At 43.3% G+C, this 15,335-nt stretch carries 16 protein-coding genes; 11 read left to right on the top strand and 5 right to left on the bottom strand.

Features of this window, described 5'->3' with window-relative positions; genetic code table 11:
• Positions 1-177 precede the first annotated feature (177 nt).
• From KDW03_RS12150 to KDW03_RS12125, 6 genes are all read left to right on the top strand, one after another.
• On the top strand, positions 178-993 hold the full coding sequence (locus tag KDW03_RS12150) for a PHP domain-containing protein (protein ID WP_271435341.1): 816 nt from the start codon (positions 178-180) through the stop codon (positions 991-993).
• 76 nt (positions 994-1,069) lie between these two features.
• A complete protein-coding gene (aroF, locus tag KDW03_RS12145) occupies positions 1,070-2,089 on the top strand; it encodes a 3-deoxy-7-phosphoheptulonate synthase (RefSeq protein WP_271435340.1) in 1,020 nt (339 codons plus the stop codon).
• 12 nt (positions 2,090-2,101) lie between these two features.
• On the top strand, positions 2,102-2,953 hold the full coding sequence (locus KDW03_RS12140) for a prephenate dehydrogenase (protein ID WP_271435339.1): 852 nt from the start codon (positions 2,102-2,104) through the stop codon (positions 2,951-2,953).
• A complete protein-coding gene (cmk, locus tag KDW03_RS12135) occupies positions 2,950-3,609 on the top strand; it encodes a (d)CMP kinase (protein WP_271435338.1) in 660 nt (219 codons plus the stop codon). The genes KDW03_RS12140 and cmk overlap by 4 nt, the downstream gene beginning before the upstream one ends.
• Positions 3,606-4,442 carry a 4-hydroxy-3-methylbut-2-enyl diphosphate reductase gene (gene ispH / locus KDW03_RS12130; RefSeq protein ID WP_271435337.1) on the top strand — a complete coding sequence of 279 codons (837 nt, stop codon included), beginning with the start codon at positions 3,606-3,608 and terminating at the stop codon, positions 4,440-4,442. The genes cmk and ispH overlap by 4 nt, the downstream gene beginning before the upstream one ends.
• A 17-nt stretch (positions 4,443-4,459) precedes the next feature.
• Positions 4,460-5,584 (top strand): DUF362 domain-containing protein, encoded by a 1,125-nt coding sequence (locus KDW03_RS12125; RefSeq protein ID WP_271435336.1) that lies wholly within the window; start codon positions 4,460-4,462, stop codon positions 5,582-5,584.
• An 8-nt stretch (positions 5,585-5,592) separates the two neighbouring features.
• Here KDW03_RS12125 and tsaB read toward each other — a convergent pair whose 3' ends face one another.
• From tsaB to rpsB, 5 genes are all read right to left on the bottom strand, one after another.
• Positions 5,593-6,267 carry a tRNA (adenosine(37)-N6)-threonylcarbamoyltransferase complex dimerization subunit type 1 TsaB gene (gene tsaB / locus KDW03_RS12120; protein WP_271435335.1) on the bottom strand — a complete coding sequence of 225 codons (675 nt, stop codon included), beginning with the start codon at positions 6,265-6,267 and terminating at the stop codon, positions 5,593-5,595.
• On the bottom strand, positions 6,264-6,803 hold the full coding sequence (locus KDW03_RS12115; protein ID WP_271435334.1) for an RsmD family RNA methyltransferase: 540 nt from the start codon (positions 6,801-6,803) through the stop codon (positions 6,264-6,266). The genes tsaB and KDW03_RS12115 overlap by 4 nt, the downstream gene beginning before the upstream one ends.
• 3 nt (positions 6,804-6,806) lie before the next feature.
• Positions 6,807-7,529 carry a UMP kinase gene (gene pyrH, locus KDW03_RS12110; protein WP_271435333.1) on the bottom strand — a complete coding sequence of 241 codons (723 nt, stop codon included), beginning with the start codon at positions 7,527-7,529 and terminating at the stop codon, positions 6,807-6,809.
• Positions 7,530-7,607: 78 nt separating this feature from the next.
• Complete coding sequence (tsf, locus tag KDW03_RS12105) at positions 7,608-8,426, bottom strand: translation elongation factor Ts (protein ID WP_271435332.1); 819 nt, start codon at positions 8,424-8,426, stop codon at positions 7,608-7,610.
• A gap of 9 nt (positions 8,427-8,435) precedes the next feature.
• Positions 8,436-9,233, bottom strand: a complete 798-nt coding sequence (gene rpsB / locus KDW03_RS12100) for a 30S ribosomal protein S2 (protein WP_271435331.1) — start codon at positions 9,231-9,233, stop codon at positions 8,436-8,438.
• A 245-nt stretch (positions 9,234-9,478) separates the two neighbouring features.
• On the opposite strand from rpsB, the gene KDW03_RS12095 reads away from it, so the two are divergent.
• From KDW03_RS12095 to KDW03_RS12075, 5 genes are all read left to right on the top strand, one after another.
• Positions 9,479-10,171: a hypothetical protein gene (locus KDW03_RS12095; protein ID WP_271435330.1), complete on the top strand. Its 693-nt coding sequence runs from the start codon at positions 9,479-9,481 to the stop codon at positions 10,169-10,171.
• A 74-nt stretch (positions 10,172-10,245) separates the two neighbouring features.
• On the top strand, positions 10,246-11,397 hold the full coding sequence (locus KDW03_RS12090) for a hypothetical protein (RefSeq protein WP_271435329.1): 1,152 nt from the start codon (positions 10,246-10,248) through the stop codon (positions 11,395-11,397).
• A 107-nt stretch (positions 11,398-11,504) separates the two neighbouring features.
• Complete coding sequence (locus KDW03_RS12085; protein WP_271435328.1) at positions 11,505-13,232, top strand: AMP-dependent synthetase/ligase; 1,728 nt, start codon at positions 11,505-11,507, stop codon at positions 13,230-13,232.
• Positions 13,233-13,247: 15 nt separating this feature from the next.
• Positions 13,248-14,132: a 4-hydroxy-tetrahydrodipicolinate synthase gene (gene dapA / locus KDW03_RS12080; protein ID WP_271435327.1), complete on the top strand. Its 885-nt coding sequence runs from the start codon at positions 13,248-13,250 to the stop codon at positions 14,130-14,132.
• A gap of 76 nt (positions 14,133-14,208) precedes the next feature.
• Complete coding sequence (locus tag KDW03_RS12075; protein WP_271435326.1) at positions 14,209-15,333, top strand: CsgG/HfaB family protein; 1,125 nt, start codon at positions 14,209-14,211, stop codon at positions 15,331-15,333.
• The last annotated feature ends 2 nt before the right edge of the window (positions 15,334-15,335 follow it).

Below are 15,335 nucleotides of genomic sequence, written 5' to 3'. Positions count from 1 at the left end.
CAAGTGAAATTGTCAGAAGAAATGGCGTGTTTCGAGGAAAGACGGAATAATGGAATGAGCTAGGAGATATCGATTTCTTTGAGAAAGTTGCCTGGGGGATGTGTTTTAATATTTTTAAAAATTGCATTTCTATTTTTTTTGTGTTATACTAATTGACAAGGGTGGTAATCTTTTTGTATGTTGTTTGATAGTCATATTCATTCCTTTTTTTCTGATGGAATATACCCACCGGCAGAACTCTGGAAAAAGATAGTAGCGAAAGGGCTTGGGGGGTGGGCTTTGACTGATCACGATACGATGGAAGGGGTAGAAGAAGCCACACAACTCTGGCAGAAACATTATCCGGATAAGCTTTTTGTTGGGGGATGTGAGTTTTCTACCCATCATCCTGAAGTAGGAGAAGTTCATATTCTGGCGTATTTTGGGTCTTCCTATGAGAAGATTCTCCCTCTTCTTGCGATATACAGGCGAAGTCGTATTCGTCGAGCTAAACGTATGGTTGAGCTTCTCCGGAAGGAAGGCTACCATCTTGATTGGGATGAACTGGTGGTGAAATACGACGATAAGCCGTTGGGAAGGATGCACCTTGCGAGGGAATTGGTGGAGGCGGGGTATTTTTCCTCCCCTTCTCAGGTGTTTCATGGTCTTCTGGATAGTCGTGGGCGGTGTTATGTGCCTCGTGAGGAGATACGCACAGAAGAGGTGATACAATCTGTGGTTGCTGCAGGGGGGGTACCTGTTTTGGCGCATCCGGCATTTCTTTTTTCTGATGATACTCATGCGTATGTGAAAGAATGGATTCAACAGGGTCTCATGGGCATAGAATATCGTCATCCCCGCGTTCCTGAAGCGGTGAGTGCTTTTTTAGCGAAAGAGTATGGTTCGCTTTTTCTGGTATCGGGGAGTGATTTTCATGATGATGGAGGAGAAAACGACTTGGGGAAATATGGTATTCCTCTTGCAAAATGGGAGAATTTTCTTTCTTTGAGATAAAATATGCTTTTATTTGTGTTTTTTAAAGGCTATCCGTATAATATCAACGAAAAAATTGACGTGTGGAGGAACAGCGATGATTATAGTGCTCAAGCCAACAGCAACGCAGGAAGAAATTGATCACATTGTACAGATGATTGAGGGTCATGGGCTCCGGACGAATGTTTCTAAAGGGGAAAATCAAACGATTATTGGTGTTATCGGCGACAAAACAAAATTGGCCAATACACCTATAGCTTCTCTTGCCTGTGTGGAAGAGGTTTTGCAGGTTTCGAAGCCCTATAAACTGGCAAGTCGGGATTTCCAGCCATATGATACCATTATTGAGGTTGGGGGAGTGAAGATAGGTGGAGGCAATCTCGCCATTATGGCTGGTCCTTGTAGTGTAGAAAGTGAAGAACAGATGATGATTATTGCCGAAGAAGTGAAGAAAGCAGGGGCAAATATCCTTCGAGGAGGGGCTTATAAGCCGAGAACATCCCCTTACGCTTTTCAGGGTCTTGGAGAAGCGGGTCTTAAGATTCTTCGTCAAGTGGGGGATCGTTTTAACATGCCCGTCATTTCGGAGGTTATGGATACTCAAGATGTGAAAAAATGTGTTAAGTATGTAGATATTCTTCAGATCGGTACAAGAAATGCCCAAAACTTCGCCTTGCTTCGCGAGGTAGGCAAGACTCGAACGCCGGTTCTCCTTAAGCGAGGCATGAGCCAAACTATCGAGGAATGGCTGATGTCAGCCGAGTATATCATGTCAGAGGGAAACAAATCAGTAATCCTCTGTGAGCGGGGTATCCGTACGTTTGAGACAGCAACGAGAAATACCCTGGATATTCTCGCAGTACCCGTCATAAAGGAAAAAACTCATCTTCCTATCGTTGTGGACCCTAGCCATGCTGCTGGTGTATGGAAGTATGTGATCCCCATGTCTCTTGCGGCGATTGTAGCAGGAGCCGATGGGCTAGAGATTGAGGTACACCATGATCCTGAGAAGGCAGTCTCTGATGGGGCACAATCCTTAAAACCTCATAAATTTGCGACACTTATGGCAGAAATCAAAAATATTGCACCGGTGATTGGCACAGGAAAAAATCTCTAAATCGAGGATGCCATGGAGTTTAAAAAAATAGGTATCTATGGTTTGGGGCTCATAGGTGGTTCTATTGGACTTGCGGTTAAAACGTATCTTCCCGGCTATCAGGTCTATGGTTTTGGAAGGAATAAGGATAAACTTCAAAATGCCAAGGCCCTGGGGATGATAGATGGCTATGCCACGGATATGGATCTGGATCTCATAGAAACGCTGGATATTTTTATCATTGCCACACCTCCAGAGGAAGTAGCCGTGATTTTTGAGCGTTTTATGCCATCTTTGAAAGAAGATGTGATTGTGATGGACGTGGCAAGCATTAAACGACATGTTGTTGATGCTGTGGAGAAAGTAAATAGCCGGAGACTCGCCTTTGTTGGCACGCATCCCATGTCGGGGAGTGAAAAGGCCGGCCTTGAGTTTGCGAGGGCAGATCTCTTTGAGAAAAAAATCGTCGCTATTGTGGGAGACCATAACGATGAGGTGCTCGAAGTAGTAAGAGATTTCTGGAAAGCTTTTGGAGCTCAGATTGTTATTGTATCTGCGGATTTTCATGATGAGATCGTTGCAGCGACAAGCCATGTTCCTCATCTTGTGGCTGCAGCCATCTCCAGTTTTCTTGAAAAGGATGGATGGTCTGAGGTTCGGTTTTTTGGTCTCTATGGAAAGGGACTCCTTGATACAACGAGAATTGCTCAGGGAAACCCTTCTATGTGGGTGGATATTGTTTTTAAGAATGCCGATAATATTGAGCGTTCTCTCATGGATTTTTCTCGGGAGATTGATACGCTTCTTCATTTGATTCGAAATGGTAAAAAAGCTGAACTTGAAGAATATCTAAAAAAGGCGAAGGAATTTCGGGAAACGTTATGATTATCACTATTGATGGTCCTGCCGGTAGTGGAAAATCAACCATGGCGAAACGTTTAGCCAAGCGCCTGGGTTTTGGTTTTCTCAATACGGGAGCAATGTATCGGGCTGTCACCCTCTATTTTCTTCGCCGTCGTGTAGATATCAGCAATCAAGACATGGTAAATTCCCTTCTTCCTGATATTCATCTTGAATTTTCTGGAGAAAGGCTTTTCCTCAATGGAGAAGATGTTTCTGAAGAAATTCGTCTTCCTGAGGTGGAGCGGTTTGTGTCGGCTGTTTCTGCTCTCCCTGAGGTGAGACAGCGTATGGTAGAACTCCAGCGGGAGATTGCCAGGAAAGGAAATTACGTGCTTGAAGGAAGGGATACAGGCACGGTGGTATTTCCTGATGCTTTTTGTAAGTTTTATCTCGATGCCTCTGTTGAGGAGCGTGCCCGTCGTCGTCAAAAAGAGTTAGCAGAAAAAGGATTCTCTTATGAATTTACAGAGCTTGTCCAGGAGATAGAACGTCGGGATTATCTCGACAAAAATCGGGAGATAGCGCCTTTGATAAAACCAGAAGATGCTGTGGTGGTAGATACCTCATCCCTTACCCCTGATGAGGTGGAGGAGAAACTCTATCATGAGGTAAAGAAGAAAATGGAGCAGAGAGGATGAAGGTTATTCTTGCCAAAGAGTATGGGTTTTGTTTTGGGGTACGACGGGTACTCAAGATTCTAGATGAGCAGCTAGCCCAAAACAAGGAGGTTTTTTCCATCGGAGAGATTATCCATAACCATGTGGTTATAGAACGCTACAGGGAAAAGGGAGTTCGTTTTGTAGAAAAACCCACAGAGGTAGAGGAAGGGGTTGGAGTTGTTCGTGCTCATGGACTTCCTCAGTCGATGATTAGTGAGGCTGAACATTTTGGCAGGGAAATTATTGACGGAACCTGTGCTTTTGTTCGTCATATCAGTAAAATCATTCAAAAAGAACGAGAAATTCATCCTGATTTTTCTATTTACCTTGTAGGAGAACCTGAACATCCAGAGGTGATTGCGGCTACTGCTGATCTTAATGGAATGGTGAAGGTTATTGACTATCGTACTTTTGATCCAGTTCAATTTCGTGTTCCTCCACGAGCGGTACTTCTCTCTCAAACTACTCTCGAAGAAGATGTTTTTATAAAGATAGCAGGCTATTTTATCCGCGAAGGGCAGGAAGTTTTTGTCTACAATACGATTTGTCCTTCGACAAGAAAGCGGCAAAGAGCTGCTCGAGAGCTTGCTCAACAGGTGGATGCTGTTGTTGTTTTAGGAGGCAAAAAGAGCTCAAATACTCGAAGATTGTATGAAATATGTCAGGCCATCAAACCATCTTTTCTTGTTGAAAGGATTTTTGAGATTCCTGTCGAAGAGTTAAAGAAGTATGAAGTGGTAGGGGTTACGGCAGGAGCTTCAACCCCTGATGAGGTGATCCAGGAGGCACTTCACTATCTGCAAAATCTCTAATATGAGGAGTAGTATGTATGCCGAAGGTTTACGCTGTTCGTTGTGAATCATACCATCACGATGAGGTTTTGGCAGCAGTGAGAAATCTTTTTACTCTTGGAGGTTTTTTGGAAAAACTCCGTCAACGAGGACAAAAAATCCTTCTCAAACCAAATCTTCTCTCTTCGCAAGTGCCTGAACGAGCGGTGACAACCCATCCTGTGGTTGTGGAAGCAGTGATCGCGATTTTGAAAGAGGCTGGATTTTCTCTTGAGGTGGGGGATTCCCCTGCAATTGAGGATATGATGGCAGTGATGCGAAAGATTGGGCTTGATGAGGTTTTGCAAAAGTATGGGGTGGATCCAGCATCTTTTAAGGAGACAGTCTGGCAGGAAAATCCCCGTGGAGTACTTGTAAAGCGGTTTGAGGTAGTGAAAGCCCTTGTAGAAAATGACATGGTGATTTCTCTTCCCAAACTCAAAACGCATACACAGATGTTTTACACAGGGGCTATTAAAAACCTGTTTGGGCTTGTTCAGGGACTGCAGAAGTCTCGTTTTCATCTTCAGTTTCCGGAGCGCGAGCGTTTTGCTCAAATGATTGTGGATTTGTATCTTCTTGTCAATCCTGTCATGAGCTTGATGGATGCGGTTGTAGCGATGGAAGGCGAGGGCCCCCAGGGAGGAAGTCCTCGCAAAGTGGGATTGCTTCTTGCTTCGGATGATACTCTTGCTCTGGATATTGTGGCTTCACAACTTATCGGGTATAAGGTGGAACAGATTCCCATTCTGCAAAAAGCCCTTGCATTGATGCCAGAAGGATATAAAGAAAGCATTGAGATAGTGGGAATAGACCGGGAAGAAGCAAGAATAGGGGATTTTGTCCTGGTCAAAGAGGTTTCTGACACAGGCTTTATCAAAGAACGTTTCCCATGGTTGTTTGCACTCGCAAGAAATCTTCTTGTTCCCCGGCCATTTTTTTTGCATCAGAAATGTATCCGTTGTGGTCGGTGTATTCAGATCTGTTCGGCCCAGGCGCTTAGTTGGCGTATGAAAGGGGGACAGAAACAGGTTGCGATTGATTATACAAGGTGTATTCGTTGTTTTTGTTGTCATGAGATTTGTCCTGTCGAGGCTATAGAGCTTCGACGAAAGCTCTGGTAGTTTGTGGGTTATTTTTGTTTTTGATTTTCTGCTTCGCTTTTTCGCAGGTATCTTGGTTCTAATGTCGTGATCTCTTCTTTGGAAAGGGGGGGGTGGTTCATCCCATGATCGCGTAAAACCTCAGGTGTGATCCACAGAGGAAGAAAATGACATTGATTTTCACCAAGCTTCTCTGTGAGTTCCTTCTGGTAGAGGTTGTCGCCTACGAACCAGTAGGGGCCGGGGAGTTGGGTAAGTATTTTTGCAAGTTCTTCAGGGAAGAGATCGCTTTCTGAGATGATTTTTTGTTTTTTTTGATACACGCATGTGTAGATCTTTTTCATCCTGGCGTCTGTCATGGCGACGACAGTTGCCTGGGGAACACATTCCCACGGAAAAGAAAGGGCAAGGGTTTCCAGCGAAGAAACAGCATGAAGACGAAGAGACTGAGCCCATGCAAATCCCTTGGCAAGTGCCAGTCCAATCCTGAGTCCTGTAAAAGATCCTGGTCCTATGCCTATGACAAGATCTTCCACTGAGGAAAGGGAAATACCCAGGGTAGAGAGAAGATGATCAATACCAAAAAGCAATTTATTCTGTTGACTTGAGGTGATATCAAGGGTGATATTGAGACTCTGATGCTCATAGGTGAGGTTAATAACTGTTCGTCTTGGGTGAGAAGTGTCAAAAGAGAGAACTTTCACACCTGCCTCACAAAAAAGGAGAGTTGACTATCGCCATAGCTTTTGGTTTCCTGGTAGCCTGGAAATTGAGAGAGGTTATCTTTGGTGCCGTGTTCACAGACGAAAATACCACCAGGATTGAGTACCTGCCATACAAGATGATAAATGGTTTCAAAACCATCTTTGATATCTTCATAGAAGGGATCGGCAAAAATAATATCAAAAGTACCCTCGAGTTGTTCTGGTTTCATCGTAAAAATGTTTGTTTTGATCGTTTTATAGAGGTTTTTTTCTACCCCTAGATTGGAAAGGTTTTGTTTAAGTAAAATGTAGTTTTTTTCTGCTTTTTCCACAAAGCAAACAAAGCCTGCTCCCTGGCTGATGGCTTCGATTCCCACTGAGCCTGTACCACAAAAAAGATCAAGAAAGCGTGCCCCTTGAAGTTTTGGGCCAAGGGAGTTCATAAGCGCCTGTCTTACTCGCTCAGCGGTGGGACGGATACCACGGGTAGGTGTGAGAAGGACTTTTCCTTTGAGGCTGCCTGTGGTAATATGCATAGGTTATTCTCCGGAGTGAACCAGGGTACCGACGGGTTTTCCCATGATAGCATCAACAATATGACCTTGTTCAAAGATATTGAGCACCATGATAGGGAGGTTGTTGTCCATACAAAGGGCAATGGCTGTGCTATCCATGACCTGGAGCCTTTTTTCAAGAACGTTCCTGAATGAAATACTTTCAAATCGTTTGGCATCAGCATACTTTTTAGGATCCTTGTCATAGACGCCATCGACTTTCGTTGCCTTGATCATAAGATCCGCTTGGATTTCTATAGCGCGGAGAACAGCCGCTGTATCTGTAGAGAAATAAGGATTGCCTGTGCCTGCAGCAAAGATGACGATTCTTTTCTTTTCCAGATGACGGATAGCGCGTCTTCGGATAAAATCTTCTGCCACTGAGGAAACTTTGATGGCAGATTGAACACGAGTTTGAAGGTTATACCTTTCTTCGAGTACGGCCTGAAGGGCAAGTGAATTGATGACGGTAGCAAGCATGCCCATGTAATCAGCAGTTGTGCGCGCTACCCCAAAGTTTTGAGCTTCCGTACCACGGATGATATTGCCGCCGCCGACTACCAGAGCGAGATCTACCCCCGTTTTTGCAGCATCTGCTACTTGAGTGGCCACACTGTTGATGGCATCATAGTCCAGTCCACCATTTTTTCCCCCAAGCACCTCTCCACTGATCTTTAACAAGACCCTTTTGTATTTTGGCGAAGACATACAAACTCCTTCTACAAAGATTTCGTCCAAAATATTGAAAAAACGGCTGTCCTTTTTGAGTGGACAGCCGTTGTATGTTTACTGGAGAGAGAGGCGGATAAATTGGTAAACCGTTAAATCAACGCCTGTTGATTTTTTGAGTTCGGTAAGGAGATCCTTTACCTTCTTTTCCTCGTCAAAGATAAATGGTTGTTCCAAAAGGACAACTTCGGTGTAGTACTTTTCAAATTTGCCTTTTACGATATTTTCGATCACCTTTTCTGGTTTTCCTGTCGCTCTTGCTTCCTCTTCAAAGGTCTTTTGCATTTCTGCACGAACATCTCCAGGAAGCGAATCTACAGAGACAGACAGAGGATTCATAGAGGTAATCTGCATAGCAATTTTTTTGGCCACGTCCTGAACTTCAGCATTGTCTGAAAGATTGCCAAAGTCAGTGATGGAGGCTACCTTGTTGAGGTGAACATAAGGGAAAAGAGTTCCCTTTGCCTCAATCCACTGCCAGGACACGAGCACATTCTCTCCAAAGTTGGCTACAGCTTCTTTGCGGAGCTCTTCAACGTCTGCAGGCAGAGTATCGCTTGCAGGGTACGCTTTGGAAAACACGAGATCCATGATCTTTTCAGCAAAAGCCTTAAACTCAGGAGTTTTTCCCACAAAGTCTGTCTCACAGTTGAGACGAAACAAAAGTCCCTTCTTTCCTTCTACTTTATAGGCTACAATTCCTTCGACAGCTGTACGGCCTTCTTTTTTGCTTGCCTTCGCGAGACCCTTTTTCTTCAAAACCTCGATAGCTTTGGCAATATCACCATTTGTTTCGGCTAAAACCTGTTTACAATCAACAATGCCGGCTCCTGTTTTTTCTTTGACCTCTTTAATCATGCTTGCTGTAATTTCCATAAGAGCTCCTTATTTTACAAGACTATCTTCATCAACATCGAGATATTCATCTTCCGTGCTTGCTGTTTCCGTTTCTTCGCTCTCTTCAACGACAGTTTCTTTCTTTGCAGCCATAGTTGAACCTTCGATAACAGCATCAGCGATCAGAGAGGTGATAAGCTTCACTGAGCGAATAGCATCATCATTTGCGGGTACAGGATAATCAAGCAACTCAGGATCACAGTTTGTATCGGCAATACCAAAAACCTTAATTCCAAGCGAGCGGGCTTCAAGAACAGCGTTGATTTCCCTTTTTATATCAACCACCCACAAAGCATCGGGAAGACGCTTCATATCCCGGATACCTTCATAGAAGCCTTTCATTTTGGCAATTGTGCGTTCAATGTCAATAGCTTCTTTTTTGGTGATTTTATTACGCTCTGCTTCAAGCTTTGCTTCGAGTTTTTTCATCTTGTCGATGGATTTCTTGATGGTATTGAAGTTTGTCAGGGTACCACCAAGCCATCGTTTGGTGACATAAGGCATATTACAGCGGGTTGCTTCCTGAAGAATAGAAGACTGGGCCTGTTTTTTGGTACCAACAAAAAGAATAACCCCATCATTAGCAGCCAGATCTTTTGCCGCCTGATATGCCTTTTGAAGCATCTCCATAGTGTGCCGTAAGTCTATGATGTAGATGCCATTTCTTTTTGTGTAGATGAATTGCTTCATCTTTGGATTCCAGCGCTTGGTTTGATGACCAAAATGTACACCGGCTTCCAGCAAAGCATTCATGAGTTCTTTTTCCTGGTAAATAAGACTCGCCATACTCTCTCCTTACTCTCCTTGGGAGTTTTAGTGTAAAATTATAACATACTTCGGAATTTCTGTCAAATGAAAGAGGGGGTATTTTTAAGTATTTTTATAACAAAAAAGAGGAAAAATAAAAAATCATTGTGAATATTTTCTGGATTAAGAGGGAAAAGAAATTAAGTTGTATGGGTTTTTCTGAAAAAATGAGAAAATTCTTGACTTTTTTGTTTATTTGTGAGATAATAGAGAGGGAGGAAAGGATGAGGTTTTTAACCCATCGTTTGGTTCTTTTCCTTGCAGGTGTAGGAGGGGTGGTCTCTTTTTTGTTGGGTTTATTATCGGGTGTCGATATACTCACTGTGCTTCTCAGAGCGGCGGTGAGTGGTATAGGAATGGGGGGGATGGGTTTTTTACTATTATTTATTCTCCAGCGGGTTTTACCTCCTCAAGATTTTGAGGATATTATGATGCTTTTGGAGGGCAAGAGTTTACCTGAGAAAGAGCCCGCGGCATCGCAAACCTTCGACGAAAAAGGGTTTTCTGACGAGACCTCTCCTGGTGCAGGCAATAGGCTGAATATTGTTGAGGATAGCGAAAGTTGGGAAGATGTCATGAGTGGGAACGAGCAAGGTCATGCCTCCTTTCAAGGGGAGAAACAGTCCTCCGAAATGCCAGAGTTTTCTATCGAAGAAAGAGGCGTTTTTAGTCCTGAAAAAGCTTTATCCTCGGAGGAGGATGAAGAACGGGAGTTTTCCATTCTTTCAGGAGGTCATGGAGGCGAAGCTGTCTCAAGTCAAGAGGATTATATGCAGCTTAAGAAAGAGTATGAACAAGAAAAACCAAAATTTTCTGATAATACGATCTCTTTTAAGGTGAACGACAAAAAAATCAACACAAATCCTGAGATTGTGGCTAAAGCGATAAAAACAATTCTTTCGAAGGATAATAGTTGATTTTTTTTTAAAAAGCCTTATAATGTATTCTATAAAAATCAAGCCATAAGATTTTACCTGAACAAGGGGGATTTATGGGTGTAAAAGCGGAGATTCTTGTTAACAACTACGGAATCTCGCAAGAATTTGCACAGAACTTATTGGACTTTTTTAATGGTGATGTGGACAAAGTAATTCGGATCATGGAGTCTTCGGATAAGGACATCACTGTCCTTAAGGGCAAGTTTATAGCCTCTCGCCGTAATCTCTATGGGGCTTATGTGCTTTTTTATAATCATCAAACCCTTTCTCCTGATTATGTTTATGTTGTTTGTACCACAGACATGAATCTGAGTAGGATTCGTATTGAGGATCCATGGGAAGCCTATATAGAGATGCTTCGAAATTATCAGCTTGCATCCGAATCTGATCCAGATCTTGCGTCACGTATAGAGGCTCAAATCCTTTCGAAAGATAATGTCTCGGTACTGACAGGGTATTTCTCTGATAGAGCAAATCCAGATCTTATCAATCTCAAGCGTTTTTTCACCAATGAAGTTAATAGGGTTATCTATGATGCTAATGTTTTAGTAAAATTTGTACTGGAAGATGCAGATATTTTTCGCACAAGGGCCTATCTCAGCAATACTCATGATGGGCTCAAGGTTATTTCCAGTAATCCAGCCAATCTTGTCCTCATGAATTTGAAGATAGAGCCGGTACTCTCTCCTTTGGGAGGCAAAGATGCAGAAAGTCTTGCTTCTATGGAAGAAGTATATGTGAGGGTATTGGATGAGAGAGAAATTGTTCCTGAACTCGTGGAGAAGCTTAAGCCTGCCGATGTTCTATCGCCAAATATTATCGTGGGGAAAGTTTTGGAGAACCAACTTATGCCAGCTTCAGAGAATCGACGGATTACATTACTTTTTGCTCCGGGGATATTTGGTACCTTTGTGATTGGGGGAAAGGTAAGAGTTCAGACGAAAGCCCCTTCACAAACGACGCAAAAATCCTTTGATGAGGGGAAAAAGGCTTCTGATGCCCCGGTAATTTTTAGTCTGAATTTTGATGCCGAGGGTAATCCTATTGCTTCTTCAGAAGAGAATACTCGTTCTATTGTTTCTAATTCTTCTCCTCTCACTGAAGCCAAAAATCGTCCATCAGTCTCTTCAGCGATTATTGTGGGTATTGTGGGTATCGCAGTACTTACATTGTTAATACTTGTGTTTTCCTTTTTTCTTTATTAACACGACTTTTCTTTATTAACACGACGGGTGTAAAAATTTTTTGTTAGCCTCTTGCAATCAGTATATTTTCCCTTATAATATACCTCAGGAAAATGGGGAGGTAATCTATGGAAATTACCAGTTTACAACATTTGGTAAATTATTTGTCTATTTTTGGACGGAAGCCTGTTTCTCGCATGAAAGAAGGAAATACGTATCGACAGTATACGTATTATGAGTTTGTACAAAATGTACGCTCAGTGGCGGCATATTTACTTCGTTCAAAAAGATTAAAAAAGGGGGATATGGTCGCACTGTATTCTGAGAACCGTCCAGAATGGATGATGGCCTATCTCGGGATTGTTTATAATGGAGTATGGGCTGTGCCTCTGGATGCCCGTCTTTCTGATATAGAGGTGAAAAACCTTCTCCTTGATTGTGGGGCAAAGTATATTTTTACTACAGCCTCTCTTCTCGAAAATGTACTCTCTGAACCGGAGGTAGTAAAACAGCTTTCGGAGATTATTCTCTTTGATCGGGTAGATGTGCCTAAAGAAATTCAGAAAAAAGTGCGTTACTGGCAGGATATTCTCGAGGAGGGTTGGTCAAAAGAACACAAAGAGCACCGTGAACTGGTGGTGAATCCTGATGATGTAGCTTCTCTCATCTATACCTCAGGAACGACAGGGAAACCCAAAGGGGTGATGCTTACGCATGGCAATTTTGCAGCCCAAATCAATGCCCTTGCTAAGGCTGTACCATTACAGGATACGGATGTACTTTTGTCGGTTTTGCCGCTTCATCACACGTACGAGTTTTCAGTGGAATTGACAGTGTTGTACAAGGGAGCGAGTGCAACGTATGCTGAAAGCTTAAAGCCAAATAAAATGTTTGACAATATTCGGGAAACTGGTGTAACGGTGATGATCGGCGTACCTCTTTTGTTTGAAAAGATCTATGGCGGTATTATGCGTCAGGTCAGAAATCTCCCCTTTGGGGTGAAGCATATCCTTATGGGATTGTATCATTTTACGGCCGGGCTTAATGCCCTGACGAGGAAGAAAGCGGGAAAGGTGATTTTTTCTTTTCTTCGCAAGAAAGCCCATCTTGATGGGATACGGTTTGCTATTTCTGGTGCAGCGCCTCTCAATCACAAGGTTGCCAAAGGGTTTGAAGTTCTTGGTTTAACACTTCTCAATGGCTATGGTCTTACAGAAACCTCTCCGGTGGTTTCCGTAAACAGAGTTGGACGAGTGAATAATTATTCTGTCGGAGAGATCATCGATGGGATTGAGGTGAAAATTGACAATCCTGATAGCGAAGGCAACGGTGAAATCTGCGTTCGTGGTCCCATTGTGATGAAAGGCTATTATCGTAATCCCAAGGCAACCAAAGAAGTGATAGACAAGGATGGCTGGCTCCACACCGGAGATATGGGGAAATTGGAGAATGGCTATCTTTTTGTGACCGGACGAATCAAGAATATTATAGTCACTCCCGGAGGAAAGAATGTTTATCCTGAGGAGATAGAGGAGCTCATCAACGAGAGTGATTTTGTTCTCGAGAGTCTGGTGCTTGGGGGCCCAGAGAGTCAGCACTCCAAGGGTGAGAATATCTATGCCTATGTGGTACCAAATTATGAATTTTTTGATACGTACTGCAATCTCAATAACCTTGAACTCACGGATGATCTGGTAGAACAAATGATAGACAGGCACATGAGAGAGGTAAATGCCAAGCTCCCGGATTATAAAAAGATTCGAGGTTTTCGTATCCGACGCGAAGAGTTTGATAAAACTTCTACGAGAAAGATTAAGCGTTTCCTTTATTCTGGCAGTGATTTCCTTAACACATAAAAAGCGGGAGGAGATATGTTTCGCGGTTCCATGGTGGCTTTGATTACGCCATTTAAAAACGGAGAAGTTGATTACGAGGCTTTAGAAAATTTGGTCGAATGGCATATTGCCGAAGGAACGGATGCTCTGGTGCCCTGTGGTACCACAGGAGAATCGGCAACACTGAGCCATGCCGAACACAAAGAGGTGGTTTCTTTTGTGGTCAAAAAGGTGCGGGGGAGGATTCCGGTGATTGCTGGAACGGGATCAAACTCTACCCGTGAGGCTATAGAGCTTGCCCAAGCAGCAAAAGAAGTGGGGGCGGATGCGCATCTTTCGATCACCCCGTATTATAATAAGCCTACCCAGGAGGGTTTGTACCTCCATTTTAAGGCTATCCAGGATGCTGTGGCGCTTCCGATGATTCTCTACAATGTTCCAGGACGGACAGCAGTTTCTCTTTCTCCGGAGACGATGGGAAGGCTTTCTGAACTTCCTCATGTCATAGGGGTAAAAGAAGCCACGGGGGATCTCAAATACGCTGCTGAAATGATGGAAAAGGTAAAATCAGGATTTCTCCTTATTTCAGGAGATGATTTTACTGCTTATGCACTTCTCGCCATGGGGGGGGTGGGAGCTATCTCTGTCACGGCAAATATTCTTCCAAAACAAAACCATGAGATGTTTGCTTCGTATTTTGCCGGGGATCGTGAAAGGGCTCAAAAAATCTTTTTTGAGATGCTGCCTTTTCATCGGATGATGTTTGTGGAAACCAATCCTATTCCTGTGAAAGCTGCGGCTTACTATATGGGACGTATTCCGAATCTGGAATACAGGCTCCCGCTCTGTCCTCTCTCGTCGGCAAACGAGGCGAAACTTCGAGATTTTCTGAAGAGTCAAGGTTTGTTGAAAATTTCCTGAAAAGGTTTTATAATGTATTGAGAACTTCACAGCTTCTGTGCTGAAAGTATGAGGGTTTCTCAATAAGGAGGAGACGATGAAAAGGTTGATCGCAATTGTATTGTTGGGTTTTGTTAGTATGATTTCTCTGTGGGGAGAGACAGAAAAGGTCAAGATTGCTATTTTAAGGATAGAGTCAAGACTGGATTCGAGTGTGGATATGGATTTTCTGACGGAGCAACTCCAGATGGAGGTGGTGAATAAGCAGTATTTTCTTGTGGTAGAACGGAGTCAGCTCAATCGTATCCTTGAAGAACAAAAACTTAGACTTTCTGGACTGACGGAAGAGGAACAGGCTACGGAGATAGGGAGTTTTCTTGGGGCACAAAAGATATGGGTGGGAAGTCTTGCAAATTTTGGTGAAAAATACATGATCACGATGAAGTCAATTGATACCAAGACGGGAGTCATTGATTTTGCAGATCAGGTGTATGCATACGATCTGGAAAGTCTTCCGGAGATTATTCCTGACCTGGCTGACCGTATGGTAAAAAGGGCAAGGGGACAGAATGTTCCTGCGTATGTGGCAAAGCGGAAGCTCCCAAAAAAGGAGGTTGTTTCTTCCTCGGCGAATACAAGCAGTTGGAGAAGTCCTCAAACATGGGATCGTCCTGATGAATCGTTTGACATTGGATTTTATGGTCTTCGCTTTACCACCAATGATCAGGCAAGAGCGGGTGGAATGTTGTCTCTCATCCTGAAGGATCCTTCTGATAGAAATGGGGAGTTTTTTATGGACTTACGTTTCTATGATGGTGGGATAAGTTCAAATCTCAGTGCGACTGGTCTTATGTTTAATGTTGGGCTGAATCTGAATCTGTTGGCGAATGGGTATGTGCTTTTGGGTGGAGGCATTGGTATAGGTTTTGATATTCCCTCCTTTACCTACACCATGCCCAATCAAGAGTACTCTATCAGTTGTTTTGAGTGGACGATACCTTTTTCCCTTCAGTTTGGTATTCATCTGGGCAGATCCTTTATGCTCGTCGCGGAAGCGGGAGTAATTGCAGGACTCACGCCTTCGCTTTTAGAAAGTGACTATCCTGAAAATCTTCCTGGTCAAATGGTTGAAGATGTGTATATTCCAACGGAGCTTGCTTCTTATGTGAAAGATGGGCTTACTTACGGGTATGCAGGAGTGCGTCTCAGTTTTCTTTACTAACG

The organism is Thermospira aquatica, from assembly GCF_023525255.1.
GTDB lineage: Bacteria > Spirochaetota > Brevinematia > Brevinematales > Thermospiraceae > Thermospira > Thermospira aquatica.
This window is presented reverse-complemented; position numbering and strand designations above follow the sequence as displayed.

Excerpts from the sequence above, each read along its gene's own strand:
- tsf (WP_271435332.1), bottom strand. The coding sequence starts at position 8,426 with ATGGAAATTACAGCAAGCATGATTAAAGAGGTCAAAGAAAAAACAGGA.
- cmk (WP_271435338.1), top strand. The coding sequence starts at position 2,950 with ATGATTATCACTATTGATGGTCCTGCCGGTAGTGGAAAATCAACCATG.
- KDW03_RS12140 (WP_271435339.1), top strand. The coding sequence starts at position 2,102 with ATGGAGTTTAAAAAAATAGGTATCTATGGTTTGGGGCTCATAGGTGGT.
- KDW03_RS12075 (WP_271435326.1), top strand. The coding sequence starts at position 14,209 with ATGAAAAGGTTGATCGCAATTGTATTGTTGGGTTTTGTTAGTATGATT.
- pyrH (WP_271435333.1), bottom strand. The coding sequence starts at position 7,529 with ATGTCTTCGCCAAAATACAAAAGGGTCTTGTTAAAGATCAGTGGAGAG.
- KDW03_RS12115 (WP_271435334.1), bottom strand. The coding sequence starts at position 6,803 with ATGCATATTACCACAGGCAGCCTCAAAGGAAAAGTCCTTCTCACACCT.
- KDW03_RS12095 (WP_271435330.1), top strand. The coding sequence starts at position 9,479 with ATGAGGTTTTTAACCCATCGTTTGGTTCTTTTCCTTGCAGGTGTAGGA.
- aroF (WP_271435340.1), top strand. The coding sequence starts at position 1,070 with ATGATTATAGTGCTCAAGCCAACAGCAACGCAGGAAGAAATTGATCAC.
- KDW03_RS12125 (WP_271435336.1), top strand. The coding sequence starts at position 4,460 with ATGCCGAAGGTTTACGCTGTTCGTTGTGAATCATACCATCACGATGAG.
- rpsB (WP_271435331.1), bottom strand. The coding sequence starts at position 9,233 with ATGGCGAGTCTTATTTACCAGGAAAAAGAACTCATGAATGCTTTGCTG.
- dapA (WP_271435327.1), top strand. The coding sequence starts at position 13,248 with ATGTTTCGCGGTTCCATGGTGGCTTTGATTACGCCATTTAAAAACGGA.
- KDW03_RS12085 (WP_271435328.1), top strand. The coding sequence starts at position 11,505 with ATGGAAATTACCAGTTTACAACATTTGGTAAATTATTTGTCTATTTTT.
- KDW03_RS12150 (WP_271435341.1), top strand. The coding sequence starts at position 178 with ATGTTGTTTGATAGTCATATTCATTCCTTTTTTTCTGATGGAATATAC.
- KDW03_RS12090 (WP_271435329.1), top strand. The coding sequence starts at position 10,246 with ATGGGTGTAAAAGCGGAGATTCTTGTTAACAACTACGGAATCTCGCAA.
- ispH (WP_271435337.1), top strand. The coding sequence starts at position 3,606 with ATGAAGGTTATTCTTGCCAAAGAGTATGGGTTTTGTTTTGGGGTACGA.